Annotated in this window: 17 protein-coding genes, 1 pseudogene and 1 riboswitch; of the genes and pseudogenes, 11 read left to right on the top strand and 7 right to left on the bottom strand. The window is 42.5% G+C overall.

Annotated elements, in window-relative coordinates:
• Positions 1-41 precede the first annotated feature (41 nt).
• Both B7717_RS02405 and B7717_RS02400 read right to left on the bottom strand, forming a co-directional pair.
• Positions 42-677, bottom strand: a complete 636-nt coding sequence (locus B7717_RS02405; RefSeq protein ID WP_038806300.1) for a DUF421 domain-containing protein — start codon at positions 675-677, stop codon at positions 42-44.
• Complete coding sequence (locus B7717_RS02400; RefSeq protein WP_000675343.1) at positions 674-1,129, bottom strand: DUF3290 family protein; 456 nt, start codon at positions 1,127-1,129, stop codon at positions 674-676. The genes B7717_RS02405 and B7717_RS02400 overlap by 4 nt, the downstream gene beginning before the upstream one ends.
• A 133-nt stretch (positions 1,130-1,262) precedes the next feature.
• On the opposite strand from B7717_RS02400, the gene B7717_RS02395 reads away from it, so the two are divergent.
• The 4 genes from B7717_RS02395 to B7717_RS02380 all read left to right on the top strand — a co-directional run bounded on the left by B7717_RS02395 (position 1,263) and on the right by B7717_RS02380 (position 4,992).
• Entirely contained in the window at positions 1,263-2,090 is an 828-nt protein-coding gene (locus B7717_RS02395; protein ID WP_084944219.1) for an exodeoxyribonuclease III, read from the top strand.
• An 11-nt stretch (positions 2,091-2,101) separates the two neighbouring features.
• On the top strand, positions 2,102-2,488 hold the full coding sequence (locus tag B7717_RS02390; RefSeq protein WP_000386231.1) for a bleomycin resistance protein: 387 nt from the start codon (positions 2,102-2,104) through the stop codon (positions 2,486-2,488).
• A 131-nt stretch (positions 2,489-2,619) separates the two neighbouring features.
• Positions 2,620-2,715: riboswitch (purine riboswitch) on the top strand.
• 433 nt (positions 2,716-3,148) lie between these two features.
• Positions 3,149-3,730: a xanthine phosphoribosyltransferase gene (locus B7717_RS02385; protein WP_070696135.1), complete on the top strand. Its 582-nt coding sequence runs from the start codon at positions 3,149-3,151 to the stop codon at positions 3,728-3,730.
• Positions 3,730-4,992 (top strand): nucleobase:cation symporter-2 family protein, encoded by a 1,263-nt coding sequence (locus B7717_RS02380; RefSeq protein WP_070696133.1) that lies wholly within the window; start codon positions 3,730-3,732, stop codon positions 4,990-4,992. Before B7717_RS02385 ends, B7717_RS02380 begins: the two co-directional genes overlap by 1 nt.
• 32 nt (positions 4,993-5,024) lie before the next feature.
• Here B7717_RS02380 and B7717_RS02375 read toward each other — a convergent pair whose 3' ends face one another.
• The 3 genes from B7717_RS02375 to B7717_RS02365 all read right to left on the bottom strand — a co-directional run bounded on the left by B7717_RS02375 (position 5,025) and on the right by B7717_RS02365 (position 8,177).
• Positions 5,025-5,429, bottom strand: a complete 405-nt coding sequence (locus B7717_RS02375; RefSeq protein ID WP_070696131.1) for a PaaI family thioesterase — start codon at positions 5,427-5,429, stop codon at positions 5,025-5,027.
• Positions 5,430-5,498: 69 nt separating this feature from the next.
• On the bottom strand, positions 5,499-6,980 hold the full coding sequence (locus tag B7717_RS02370; RefSeq protein ID WP_000176972.1) for a UDP-glucose--hexose-1-phosphate uridylyltransferase: 1,482 nt from the start codon (positions 6,978-6,980) through the stop codon (positions 5,499-5,501).
• Between the two features lie 18 nt (positions 6,981-6,998).
• The gene (locus B7717_RS02365) at positions 6,999-8,177 is read right to left on the bottom strand and encodes a galactokinase (protein ID WP_000189888.1); all 1,179 of its coding nucleotides are present in this window, start codon (positions 8,175-8,177) and stop codon (positions 6,999-7,001) included.
• Positions 8,178-8,340: 163 nt separating this feature from the next.
• Here B7717_RS02365 and galR point away from each other — a divergent pair, with 163 nt between their 5' ends.
• Entirely contained in the window at positions 8,341-9,345 is a 1,005-nt protein-coding gene (gene galR / locus B7717_RS02360) for a DNA-binding transcriptional regulator GalR (protein WP_000212493.1), read from the top strand.
• 35 nt (positions 9,346-9,380) lie between these two features.
• On the opposite strand, the gene B7717_RS02355 is transcribed toward galR, so the two are convergent.
• Complete coding sequence (locus B7717_RS02355; RefSeq protein ID WP_084921744.1) at positions 9,381-10,271, bottom strand: cation diffusion facilitator family transporter; 891 nt, start codon at positions 10,269-10,271, stop codon at positions 9,381-9,383.
• A 132-nt stretch (positions 10,272-10,403) separates the two neighbouring features.
• Between B7717_RS02355 and B7717_RS02350 the strand changes: the two genes are divergently transcribed.
• Both B7717_RS02350 and B7717_RS02345 read left to right on the top strand, forming a co-directional pair.
• The gene (locus tag B7717_RS02350) at positions 10,404-10,958 is read left to right on the top strand and encodes a TetR/AcrR family transcriptional regulator (protein ID WP_084921745.1); all 555 of its coding nucleotides are present in this window, start codon (positions 10,404-10,406) and stop codon (positions 10,956-10,958) included.
• Positions 10,959-10,984: 26 nt separating this feature from the next.
• Positions 10,985-11,317 (top strand): glucuronide permease, encoded by a 333-nt coding sequence (locus B7717_RS02345; RefSeq protein ID WP_084921746.1) that lies wholly within the window; start codon positions 10,985-10,987, stop codon positions 11,315-11,317.
• A gap of 34 nt (positions 11,318-11,351) precedes the next feature.
• On the opposite strand, the pseudogene pnuC reads toward B7717_RS02345, so the two are convergent.
• A pseudogene (pnuC, locus tag B7717_RS02340) lies at positions 11,352-11,858 on the bottom strand (nicotinamide riboside transporter PnuC); the annotation flags it as partial.
• 39 nt (positions 11,859-11,897) lie between these two features.
• Between pnuC and B7717_RS09775 the strand changes: the two are divergent.
• From B7717_RS09775 to B7717_RS09650, 4 genes are read left to right on the top strand one after another with little or no spacing between them, the layout of a single operon-like run.
• Positions 11,898-12,593, top strand: a complete 696-nt coding sequence (locus tag B7717_RS09775; protein ID WP_084921747.1) for an IS6 family transposase — start codon at positions 11,898-11,900, stop codon at positions 12,591-12,593.
• The gene (locus tag B7717_RS02330) at positions 12,586-12,822 is read left to right on the top strand and encodes a hypothetical protein (RefSeq protein ID WP_001287839.1); all 237 of its coding nucleotides are present in this window, start codon (positions 12,586-12,588) and stop codon (positions 12,820-12,822) included. The genes B7717_RS09775 and B7717_RS02330 overlap by 8 nt, the downstream gene beginning before the upstream one ends.
• Before the next feature lie 12 nt (positions 12,823-12,834).
• Positions 12,835-13,062 carry a hypothetical protein gene (locus B7717_RS02325; RefSeq protein ID WP_001152922.1) on the top strand — a complete coding sequence of 76 codons (228 nt, stop codon included), beginning with the start codon at positions 12,835-12,837 and terminating at the stop codon, positions 13,060-13,062.
• Positions 13,050-13,211 (top strand): hypothetical protein, encoded by a 162-nt coding sequence (locus tag B7717_RS09650; RefSeq protein ID WP_001062367.1) that lies wholly within the window; start codon positions 13,050-13,052, stop codon positions 13,209-13,211. The genes B7717_RS02325 and B7717_RS09650 overlap by 13 nt, the downstream gene beginning before the upstream one ends.
• Positions 13,212-13,365 lie beyond the last annotated feature (154 nt).

Genomic DNA, 13,365 nt, shown 5'->3' with positions numbered 1-13,365 from the left:
GATTGCAAATAGAAACCTGAGGCCAAGACCCCAGGTTTTTCTTATTCATAGGTTACGACTGTGACGGCACCCTTGTCATACTCAGCGATAAAGATATTGGCTACATTGTCATGTCCTTGCTTGTTGAGGTTATCAAGCAACCACTCTTCGCTACGACCAATCGATTCCAAAACATCAACTTGAATCACACCGTCAGTCACAACTGGATACTTAGGATTTTCATCTCCCATTTGGACCACGATGAGTTGGCCATTTTGCTCCTGCACAGCGCATTTGACCTGTTTCATCTGGAAAATTCCTTGGCTACGAAGTTTGAGAGCAACTTCTGCTGCAGACAAACCAACTGAACGACAGGCTTCTGGGTCAATCTGCCCATTTTTGATAAGGAGAGTTGGTTTTCCATCAATCAAGCGTTTGACAAAACGAACATTGTTATTGAGCCACTTGAGGGTCAAGACCAAAATCGTCCACATCATCAAAATCACTGCGTACTGCAGAATGCTGATTGAACTATTGTAAATCACCCCACCGATGATACCACCAAGAACATAGTTCTGAATTTGGTCTGTAGCAGAGTTAGGTGCTAGATTCCCCTTTCCTGTCACATTAATAACAAAAACAAGAGAGAAAAGACCCAAGGCCAGTTTGATTAAAATTTCCATATAATTGAGTGTCATTTGTTTACCTCCACCAATTCAATAGCGTCTGTTTGATGCAATTCTAATTTCTCTAAAAGATACTTGTCTGGTTGGCTCCCGTTCATGGCACGATAGAAATTTGAACCTACCTTGATAAGTGCTCCATCAGTGGCTGCAGAAGTATTGACATAAACTTCTGATTTATCCACTCCCAAGTCTTTGGAAACAACCTCTATGAAATGAAGGGAAGTTTGAAATTGGTTGTTAGAGGCTTGATTGGTCTGGTATTTTGAGATTGTCACCAAAAGCATGGCCACCAAGGTCAAGGCCAAAATCATGACCAATTCCCGAAACTTAGTCCCCTTTTTATCTCGATAGGCTTTAAAAGCAAAAAATCCTGTGATAGCTAGGAGCACAATCCCAAAGCCAATCATCATTCCATTTTGCTGACTGATTTGGCTAAGTACATAGTCATATGAGTAAAATTTCATTTATTTTCACTCCCTTTCATAAAATCATTCTTAATTATAAACGAAAGAGAGTGATTTTTCAAGCCATACGTTGGGGAAATGGACCTTTTTTTGGTATAATAAAATCTATAATCTGAATGAAAAAGGTAACTTTATGAAACTCATCTCATGGAATATTGATTCCCTCAATGCTGCCCTAACTAGTGACTCAACTCGTGCCAAATTGTCCCAAGAAGTACTACAAACTTTGGTCGCTGAAAATGCTGATATCATTGCTATCCAAGAAACCAAGCTTTCTGCCAAGGGTCCTACAAAGAAACACTTGGAAATTTTAGAGGAACTCTTCCCAGGTTACGAAAACACGTGGCGCTCTTCCCAAGAACCTGCCCGTAAAGGCTATGCTGGAACCATGTTCCTCTATAAGAAAGAACTTACGCCAACTATCAGCTTCCCAAAAATCGGTGCCCCTTCTACCATGGACTTGGAAGGTCGTATCATCACTCTAGAATTTGATAAATTTTTCGTTACCCAAGTTTACACACCAAACGCTGGAGACGGCCTCAAACGCTTGGAAGAACGCCAAGTATGGGATGTCAAATATGCTGAGTATTTGGCTGAACTAGACAAAGAAAAACCAGTCCTTGCAACCGGTGACTACAATGTGGCCCACAATGAGATTGACCTTGCAAATCCTGCTAGCAACCGCCGTTCACCAGGATTTACCGACGAGGAGCGTGCTGGATTTACCAACCTTTTAGCAACTGGATTTACTGATACCTTCCGCCACATTCACGGCGATGTTCCAGAACGCTACACTTGGTGGGCACAGCGCAGCAAGACCTCTAAAATCAATAATACTGGCTGGAGAATTGACTACTGGCTCACAAGTAACCGCATCGCTAACAAGGTGACTAAGTCTGACATGATTGACTCGGGTGCGCGTCAAGACCATACGCCGATTGTATTGGAAATTGAACTCTAAGGAGAAAGCTAATGGACTATCAAGCTGTCATTCCTGAATTTGTAGTATCTGACCTCGAAAAGTCACGCCACTTCTACTGCGACTTGCTGGGATTTTCTGTCGAATACGAGCGTCCAGAGGAGAAATTTCTCTTCCTCTCGCTTGAAGACTGCCAACTTATGCTAGAAGAAGGCAGCACAGAAGAATTAGCCCAACTAACCTATCCTTTCGGGCGCGGTGTCAATATTTCCTTTGGTATTGAAGATGTCCCTCAGCTCCACCAAAAACTGCTGGAAGCTGACCATCCTATCCATCGTCCGCTGACAAAAAGAGAATTTCGAGTGGGAGATAGCTTTATTTACCCTCATGAATTTGCGATTTTGGATCCAGATGGTTATTTTCTAAGATTTAGCGAATAGAATAATCGAAGTCTACAATACTATCTAGCCTTGTAGGCTTTTTCGTTCGCTTTTATGATCTATTTGCTAACAAAATATTTGATTTATAAAGCTAATTGGTGTAAAATAAAAACATTGGCAGTAGCCTATTTAAAATTGAATATCATTTTACTTGTTTATGTCGTGAATTGGCACGACGTTTCTACAAGGTGCCGGAACACCTAACAATGAGTATGTCAGCTGAAGGTATGGTTTTGGCCATGCCTATTTTGGGGACTTACTTAGGGGATTAAGTAGGTCCTTTTTGTATATTTTTGTTAAAGCACGCCTTTAAGTGTAAACTAAATTTTTTTAATATTTCCCTTAATTAGTGCGGACGGGAGGTGAAATTATCCTGTGGATAATTTCAGGAATCCAGGGAATTTCATCCCTAATTTTTGAGCCCCTAGCTCTTTCATTTCTAGGCTTAGGCTAAAATAGTTCCCCGAACTATTTTACTCTCAAAAATCCCGTCATAGACAATAACAAGATTATTGTCTATGATACCACTACGGCGGGAAATGTTTGATAAAACTCGCTTCGCTCGTACTAGTTTTATCAAATATATAGTACTAGCAAACTGGTTCACTATAGAAATATTTAACCAACAAGTAAACTGGCTTTTAGACTTTAGGAGGTCTTATGAAATTATTAGAAGAGCGCATCCTTGAGGATGGGCATATCTTGGAGGACAATATCCTCAAGGTGGATTCCTTTCTAACCCACCAAGTTGACTTTAGCTTGATGCGAGAGATTGGTAAGGTATTTGCGGAAAAATTCGCTGCTGCTGGCATTACCAAGGTCGTAACCATTGAAGCGTCAGGCATTGCCCCAGCCGTTTTTACAGCTGAAGCCTTGAACGTTCCCATGATTTTCGCCAAGAAAGCTAAAAACATCACCATGAATGAAGGAATCTTAACTGCAGAAGTCTACTCCTTTACCAAGCAGGTGACCAGCACCGTTTCCATCGCTGGAAAATTCCTTTCACCAGAGGACAAGGTCTTGATTATCGATGATTTCCTAGCAAATGGACAAGCTGCCAAAGGCTTGATCCAAATCATCGAACAAGCCGGAGCAAAAGTTGAAGCGATTGGTATCGTGATTGAAAAATCTTTCCAAGATGGTCGTGATTTGCTTGAAAAAGCAGGATATCCAGTCCTATCACTGGCTCGCTTGGATCGTTTCGAAAATGGTCAGGTCGTATTTAAGGAGGCAGATCTCTAATGCAAAAACAAGAAAAACATTCACAAGCAGCTGTTCTTGGCTTGCAGCACTTACTAGCCATGTACTCAGGTTCTATCCTGGTTCCTATCATGATTGCGACAGCTCTTGGCTATTCAGCTGAGCAGTTGACCTACCTAATCTCCACAGATATCTTCATGTGTGGGGTGGCCACCTTCCTCCAACTCCAACTCAACAAATACTTTGGGATTGGACTACCAGTCGTTCTCGGGGTTGCCTTCCAATCCGTCGCTCCTTTAATTATGATTGGGCAGAGCCACGGTAGCGGGGCTATGTTTGGTGCCCTTATCGTTTCAGGGATTTATGTGGTTCTGATTTCAGGCATTTTCTCAAAAGTTGCCAATCTCTTCCCATCTATCGTAACAGGCTCTGTCATTACCACGATTGGTTTAACCTTGATTCCTGTCGCTATTGGAAATATGGGAAATAACGTTCCAGAGCCAACTGGTCAAAGTCTCTTGCTTGCAGCTATCACTGTTCTAATCATCCTCTTGATCAACATCTTTACCAAAGGATTTATCAAGTCTATCTCCATTTTGATTGGGTTGGTTGTTGGAACTGCCATTGCTGCTACCATGGGCTTGGTTGATTTCTCCCCTGTTGCAGCAGCACCGCTTGTCCATGTCCCAACTCCCCTCTACTTTGGGGTGCCAACCTTTGAAATCTCCTCTATTGTCATGATGTGTATCATCGCAACGGTGTCTATGGTTGAATCGACTGGTGTTTACCTAGCCTTGTCTGATATCACGAAAGACCCAATCGACAGCACGCGCCTGCGCAACGGTTACCGTGCAGAAGGTTTAGCCGTCCTTCTCGGAGGAATTTTTAACACCTTCCCTTATACAGGATTTTCACAAAACGTTGGGTTGGTTAAATTGTCAGGTATCAAGACTCGCCTGCCAATCTACTACGCGGCTGGTTTCCTAGTCCTCCTTGGACTCCTTCCTAAGTTTGGTGCCCTAGCTCAAATCATTCCGAGTCCTGTCCTTGGAGGGGCCATGCTGGTGATGTTTGGCTTTGTTTCCCTTCAAGGGGTGCAAATCCTCGCCCGCGTTGATTTTGCTAACAATGAACATAACTTCCTTATCGCAGCTGTCTCCATCGCTGCAGGTGTCGGACTCAATAATAGTAATCTCTTTGTCAGCATGCCAACAGCCTTCCAAATGTTCTTCTCAAATGGAATCGTCGTAGCCAGCATACTGGCCATTGTCCTCAATGCAGTATTAAACCGGAAGAAGAAATAAGAAAAAGAGGTGCGAGCCTCTTTTTTGTTTATCTATATCCTCACCTGTCTTTCTGCTGACCGCTGGCCTGTGACAAACATGGTAAAGGTTGCCTTGCAGACATTTCTGCCTTCTTGATTGGTAATATCGACATCCACGACACAGGTTGTGCGACCTTGATGGACACATTCTCCTTTAATGGTCAACACGTCGTCGCGTTTTCCTGCCTTGAGGTAGTTGATAGAAGACTGAAGCGTCACTCCATCAAGCCCCAGAGAGATAACCACCAAACCACTAATCTGGTCACAAAGAGTAAAGAGATAGCCACCATGGGCATTGCCATAGTAGTTGAGCGACGAGTCCACTACTTTTGTCGTCACCACAACATGACCATCTCTCATTTTTTCAATTTCGTAATTTTCAAAGGCAGATATAGCATCAAAATGAAAATCTTTCATCGTTTCCTCCTGATAGTTCAAACGACACTATGATACTACTTTTTATAGGACTGTGCAAGGAGAAAGCTCCTAGTCTGGCAAAATTCCGACCTGCTCAACAAAACGCATAAAAGCTGCCTGTCCTTGTTCCGTCTGCTTGTAAACTCCTGCATCCTCCAAAACACGTGCAAAAATAGCACCCACAGAGTCCTTGACGATTTCAAGGGCTTTTTCTTTATCTGCTAGGTCCGGATGTTGGGCTTTGAGCTGGTCTGCCCATTCTTGATGATAGTCGGCAACTATATCATCATCTCCCACAAGATAGCTAGCAACCTGTTCCACTTCTGCTTTCAAACGTGGCGGCAGGATAGCCAAACCCATGACCTCAATCAAGCCGATATTTTCCTTCTTGATATGTTGGACATCCTTGTGGGGATGATAGATGCCATCAGGATGTTCTGGCGATGTCTGATTGTCCCGCAAGACCAAGTCCAACTCAAACTGTCCATCGCGTTTACGAGCAATCGGTGTGATGGTGTGATGCGGTGTCCCGTCTGTCTCTGCTAAAATCTGGACTTCAGGGTCTGAATACTGTCGCCATTCCTGTAAAATCTTGTCAGCCAAGTTAATCAAATCCTCCTTGGAATCTGAAGTCAAACGTAGCACTGACATTGGCCACTTAACAATCCCAGCCTTGACCTGCTCAAAACCAGCAAAACAGAAAGTCTTTTGCAAAGGAGCCAATTCCATAGGAAATACGTGACGGCCTCCTTGATAGTGGTCATGAGTTAGAATAGAGCCCCCCACAATTGGCAGGTCGGCATTAGAGCCTGCAAAATAGCCAGGAAACTGCTCTACAATCGCCAGCAGACGCTCAAAACTCTGACGACTAATGGCCATAGGTCGATGCTGACCGTCTAAGAAAATACAGTGCTCATTAAAATAAGCATAGGGCGAATACTGGAAGCCCCACTCCTGACCCGCCATTTCGAAACGGATAATGCGGTGATTGCTGCGAGCTGGGTGGTTGACTCGACCATGGTAGCCTTCATTCTCTAGACAAAGCTGACACTGAGGATAATTGCTAGCTTGCACCAACTTGGCTGCTGCAATCTCTTTCGGATCCTTTTCAGGCTTAGAGAGGTTGATGGTGATCTCAAGTTCTCCGTAGTCAGATGGAACACGATAAGCAATATTCTTAGAAATAGCCTTGAGCTTGATGTAGTCATTTTTCTGGCTGAGCTGGTAAAAATCCCCTATCGCCTGCTCAGGAGAGTGAGCATAGGTTGTCCAAAAGTCACGATTAACCTGACTTGGACAAGGAGTTACCAAGTCCATCAGTTCAGAACCGAGGATTTCACGCGCAGCCTGATTATCCTCAATCGTCTCTAATCGAACCGCTTCCTCGACCAGCTGGTCCTTGAGGTCAATCAATTTATCTAGATCAGTCTCAACTTCCAAAACACCTTCACCCACTCGCGCCAAAACACGATTGGTTAGGTAGATTCGATCCATTTCCTCAAATGAACTTTCAGCAATAACATGTGTTACAAATTTATCTACTAAGGTCACTATAAAGCCTCCTTTTAACTAGTCAAGGACGCGAGTGCCACCTGCAACTTCAGCGATATAGAAGCTAGGAGCATATCCAACGACTTCCTCGTAGTGCTTGCCTACAGCTTCCTTAAAGGACTCAACAGCGTCTTTTCGCACCAAGGCAATGGCACATCCGCCAAATCCTGCCCCTGTCATACGAGCACCAAGAACACCTTCCTGAGCCCAAGCTGTGTGAACAAGAGTATCCAATTCCAAGCCAGTTACTTCATAGTCATGTTCTAGAGAAACGTGAGATGCATTCATCAAGCGACCAAATGTTTCCAAATCACCTGCTTGAAGAGCTGCTTGTGCTTTGAGGGTACGTTGGTTTTCAAGCACAGCATGGCGAGCACGTTTTAAGCGATTTTCATCTTTAATCAGATAGCTGTATTGGTCAAAGGCCCACTCATCCAATTCACCCAAGGTCTGAATATCCAAGGCAACTTGCAATTCTTCGACAGCTTTTTCACACTCAGCACGGCGTTCATTGTACTTAGAGTCCGCCAGTTCACGACGTTTGTTGGTATTCATGATAACAACGACATTGTCCTTCAAATCAAGTGGCACCAAGTCGTATTCTAACGTATTGGTATCCAGGTAAATGGCCCGTTGGTCAGCTCCCATACCGATAGCAAACTGGTCCATAATACCAGAGTTGACTCCGATAAAGTTATTTTCTGTTTGTTTTCCGATTTTAACCAAATCCAAACGGTCTAGTTTTAAACCAAAGAGATGCTCTGCCACAACCCCTGTCAAAAGTTCCAAAGATGCTGATGAAGACAAGCCTGCACCATTTGGGATATTCCCATAAACATAAAAATCAAACCCTTTGTCAATCACATGTCCAGCTTCTTGCAAGAAATGAAGAACCCCTTTTGGATAGTTGGTCCAGCTGTGCTCTTTTTCAAATTTGAGGTCAGCAAGAGGCACTTCGATGATACCATTGTCCTCAAAGTTGGCTGAGTAGAAACGCAAGACTTGGTCGTCACGCTTGCGAGCCGCTCCATAGGTTCCCAAGGAAATAGCAGCTGGAAAAACGTGCCCACCGTTGTAGTCTGTGTGTTCACCAATCAAATTGATACGACCTGGTGAAAAGAAAGTTTGGTCTGCTTCTTGACCAAAAACGGCAAGAAAGTCTTTGCGAAGGGCTTCAGTAGTAAGATCTTGTGTCATATAAATTCTCCTTTGACTGTCGTTAAGTCACCTTAACGTGTAATCGTTTTCTTCTATTGTATCCAAGGGAGTTGCCAAGGTCAATCCTTTTTACTAAACTTTTACTAAACTATCAGTAAAAAGCAGAAAAATATGATATACTAACCTAAAAGGAGGAGGATTTATGGCTACCTTAAAAGACATCGCACAGCTAGCCTCTGTCTCTATCGCGACCGTATCTCGTGTCCTCAATCGCGACCAGAGTCTATCTGTTACAGAAGAAACCAGACACCGTATTTTAACTGTCGCTGAAGAGCTGGGCTACACCAAGCATCTCAAGACAGGCGAATCCCACAAGCCCAAGCAAAAGATTGCCATTATCCAATGGGTCAGCGAACAAGGGGAGTTGGACGACCTCTACTACTACCAGATTCGTCTCGGTATTGAAAAAAGAGCCCAAGAGTTGGACTATGATATCTTGCGCTATTTTAACGACCATCCTTTTACATTAAGCGAGGAAGTGATCGGCATTCTCTGCATCGGAAAGTTCAGCCGAGCTCAGATTGCTGCCTTTGAAGAATACCAAAAACCTTTAGTCTTTATAGACAGCGATACCCTCTCATTAGGTCATACCTGTATTATCACTGACTTTTACACTGCTGTGAAACAAGTTGTAGACCATTTCCTCAGCCAAGGGATGAACCGTATTGGAATTCTCACAGGCCTTGAGGAAACAACCGACCAGGAAGAAATTATCCAGGATAAGCGGCTAGAGAATTTCAAAGACATTACCCAAGCAAATGGTATCTACCATGAAGAACTGGTCTTTCAGGGGAGCTTTACTGCCCAGTCTGGCTATGACTTGATGAAGGAGGCCATTCACAAGCTAGGAGAACAACTCCCACCAGCCTTTTTCGCTGCCAGCGATAGTTTAGCCATCGGCGCCCTTCGTGCCCTTCAAGAAGCTGGAATCAGCCTACCAGACCGCGTCAGCCTCATTTCTTTTAACGACACCAGCCTGACTAAGCAGGTCTATCCTCCCCTTTCTAGCATCACTGTCTATACCGAAGAAATGGGCCGAGCAGGGATGGATATTCTTAACAAGGAAGTTCTACACGGTCGCAAAATACCTAGCCTAACCATGCTGGGCACCAGACTGACATTGAGAGAAAGTACACGGAATGAATAGAATATCAAAACGACCTCTTATTGAGGTCGTCTTTTCTAATGATGATGCCCATGCTTCTGCTCTAACTCTCTCACCTTCCGCCTATGTTGCGCATGATTACTTTGACTGCTATCCACTTCAATAGTGATATTCTGCACGCCTCTTTCTTCTAAACATTGACGCACCACTTCTTTGGTCCCCATCATCTGCTCCCAGTCCTCGATACAGATGTGGACAATAGCATTGTTCTCCAGACCATCCATGGACCAAATACTAAGTTGATTGACACTGTTGACATTGGGTAGAACCTCTAAATCTTTCTCCAAATCACTTGTCTCGACCCCTTCTGGCACAGCATCTAGGAAAATTTTCAGTGCGCTCCAAAAGCGAGGAATGGCTTTCGACAGAATAAAGATAGAAATAACCAGCGATAAAAGCGGATCAAGGATATACCAATCTGTAAATCGGAGGATAATCGCCATTAGGATGACGGCCAACCAACCAAGAGTGTCTTCCAAAAAATGCAAGCTAAGAATTGACTCGTTCTTTGTCTTTCCTTTACGAACTACCAGACTTGCTAGCACATTGATAGCTACTGCAATGATTCCCAGCCAGAGGATACCTTTCTCATTAACGGGTTGCGGGTGAACAATCTTTGTGATATTTTCCAAAATCACTAGGACAGACCCTATCATAAGAATCACAGCCGTTAGCATGGCCCCTAAAAGGCTAAAACGTTTGTAACCCAAGGTGTACTGCCTATCTTCCTCACGGTTTGAGATTGTTTCTAAAAGGGCTGAGATACCAATGGCTATAGCATCCCCCAAGTCATGAACAGAATCAGCAAGAACTGCACTTGAACCAAAGATTCCTCCTGCAATAAACTCAACAATCGCATAGCTTAAATTTAAGAAAAAAGCTAACCAGATAGATGTTTTAGAACTCATTTCTCTCCCTCCTTTGGTATAATGGGTATATACATACTTCTTTCATTTGTATTATCTAATAAAATCCAAAGAAAGGATAGAAGCAAACTGTCAGTCCTGTTCAGTTCTGAACAGTTTGTCTCAAGTGTCTATATGCCAAAAAGAGACCGTCGGGTTAGTAAGACGAAAAAAGCCATCTATCAAGCTTTTTTACAACTTTTGAACGACAAGGGCTATGATGCCACTACTGTTCAGGATATCATTGACCTAGCAGATGTTGGACGTTCTACTTTTTACTGTCACTATGAAAGCAAGGAACTCCTTTTAGATGAGCTCTGTCGCTACCTCTTTCATCATCTCTTTGAAAGGGAAGGACACTTTACGACCGAGGACTACCTCGCACATATCTTTTTACATTTTCAGAAAAACCAGGACCATGTCACCAGTCTCCTTTTTTCCAAAAACGACTACTTCCTACGCCAACTACACAAGGAGCTCGAACACCACGTTTATCCCATGGTGGCGGATGACTTGCAAGAGGCCTATCCAAACATTCCGGCCTCCTACCTCCAGCATTTTGTTGTGACGAACTTTATCGAGACTCTAACTTGGTGGCTAAAACAAGGAAAATCTTATACCGAAAACCAAGTGGTGAGATTTTACCTTGATGTGATGGAGATGACCTCTCCAACTCCACTTGATAACTAAGCCTGTAACTCAGAAAGGAACAAACTATGTTAACTTCGATAATTCTAGGAATACTAACAATTGTACTAGCTCTCGCCTTCTCATTGCTTCACCTTGCTGCTGCTTTTTCAGCCATGAAACAAAAGAACTACAGTCTGGGAAATAAGTGCATTTTGGTCGGCAGTTGCCTCACCTCTCTGGCTCTAGCCATCTTTTACTTCGTCCCACTGGCGACCATTCTTCTATGGATTGTGGGCTCGAGTATCGTCTGCTATGGAGCCTACTGGAACGGCCAACAGAAAGAAAAACAACATATCTCGCACCACATCGTTCGTATAACGAGCGCTATTATCATTACGGTATTATTCATTTTGCTCTAACACAAAAAAGGATCATCTGATCCTTTTTTACTTTTTAAGCACTCTTTGCTGCCTTGCTCCACTGATACCACCCAACTAGACTATTGATCAAGTAAATCAGGTATTTCCCTTGGATTTGAAGGCTTTCTCCCCACCAGAGATAGATTGAAAAGACATTAGTAGCAGCCCAGAATATCCACTGTTCACGGCAAACAGCTGCCATGAGGATTTACCCTACACCATTGGTCGCATCAGTGATAGAATCACGATAGGGACGATTAGCTCCGATAGACTGATAAATAAACCCAAAGGCCAACCACCAAAGAACACTAATAGAAAGATACTTTGTCCAACCCTTGCCGTCTAGTTTACGTGCGACAAACTCTTGTTGTTCTTTCTTAAACTGGGCTTGATAAATCCAAACCAAGAGACCAATTGGCTGCATAATTGTAAAATAGAGAGTTGTTAAAACCTCACCATAGAAGCCTTTTTGAAGGGCAAGCACCAGATAAATGATGGAATTAATCAAACCAAATAGGTAGTTACTAGCACGACCTTCGGCTTCTCAAAGAGCAGAAAAAAGGTTAGTAAGGCTTGAGAGATGAATCATTTTAAAGGTAAACAATTCCAACAAGACGTCATCATTGTCGCTGTTGGTTATTACCTACGTTACAATCTGAGCTATCGTGAAGTTCAGGAATTGCTTTATGACCGTGGAATAAATGTTTGTCACACTACGATTTATCGGTGGGTTCAAGAATACAGTAAAATCCTCTATCATCTCTGGAAAAAGAAAAATAAACAGTCCTTCTATTCGTGGAAAATGGATGAAACCTATATCAAAATTAAGGGGCGTTGGCATTATCTCTATCGAGCGATTGATGCGGACGGTTTAACATTGGATATCTGGTTACGAAAGAAACGTCGAGCAGACGATAACAGCTATAAGTTAGAAGATACCGCCTATCAAGAAGATAAAGCACGCAAAGCAGAAACCGAAGATAAGCTAGCTATTGAAGCAATGAAAAGCAAGTACACCACGCTATTGCTAGAAAATATGTTGCTAAGTCCGTTTGAAATGCAAGATACAAAAATCATGGCAGGATTGCAAGTCCATGTTTACTCCCTCTATGACGAACTGAAAGAATTAAGAGGGCTAAATAGTGTTAAAGACCACTTGTCTTATGTTGCCAGCAGACGTGAAGAATATTCTAAGCATAATATCGCACGCTACCTCAAAAAAGCCATTGAACAATATCTACCAACGGTTAAAAGGCAGGACTTAAACCATGAGTGAAGACTTAAAAACGATCAAAGAGCTGGCGGATGAGTTGAGTGTTACAAAACAAAATATTCAATATCACTACCAAAGGTTACCAAAAGAATTACAGCTTAAAAGTTCCAATGGGTCTAATCTAATAAATTCTAAAGCAGAAAAAATAATTTTAGGTAAAGTAGAAAGTAGTAGCAAATCAAATACCAAAGACCAACAAATAGAAAAATTAACTAATTTGTTAGACCAGTAACAACGATTAGCCTTGCAAGATAAAAAGTTGCTAGAAGAATACAAGGCGGAAAATGATAACTTAAAAGCCCTCAAAATGCCCTCACAGGAAACAGAATTCAAACACTTAGACAATCAATATAAAGATGAAGTGAACGCTCTTAAAGAGAAGTTGGAAAATTTACAGGAACAAATCAAAGATCAAAAAAGGATAGAAAAACAAGAAAAACCAATAAAATGGTGGGGACTATGGCGAAAATAGATGATTCAGTTAAAAAGAAAGTTCCAGAATTGCGATTTAAAGGATTCACGGATGAATGGGAACAGCGTAAGTTGGGAGACGAAGTTCGAATAGTGATGGGACAGTCTCCTAATTCAGAAAATTATACTGATGATCCTAATGGGCGCTAAAAATGCGAAGACCTATGAAGACCTATTTTGTATTAGTCAAACAAAAAATCCAAAAGAAATGGTATATGATTATGACCATGAAACAAAGTAAAATCAAACCGAGTGATCTGAGGAAGCACCCGATGATCATGAAACGTTATTAAACACAAAAGTC

This window comes from Streptococcus oralis subsp. oralis, assembly GCF_002096495.1.
In the GTDB taxonomy this organism is placed as follows: Bacteria; Bacillota; Bacilli; order Lactobacillales; family Streptococcaceae; genus Streptococcus; species Streptococcus oralis_CU.
Note: the sequence above shows the minus strand (reverse complement) of the source record. Positions and strands in the feature narration are given on the sequence as shown.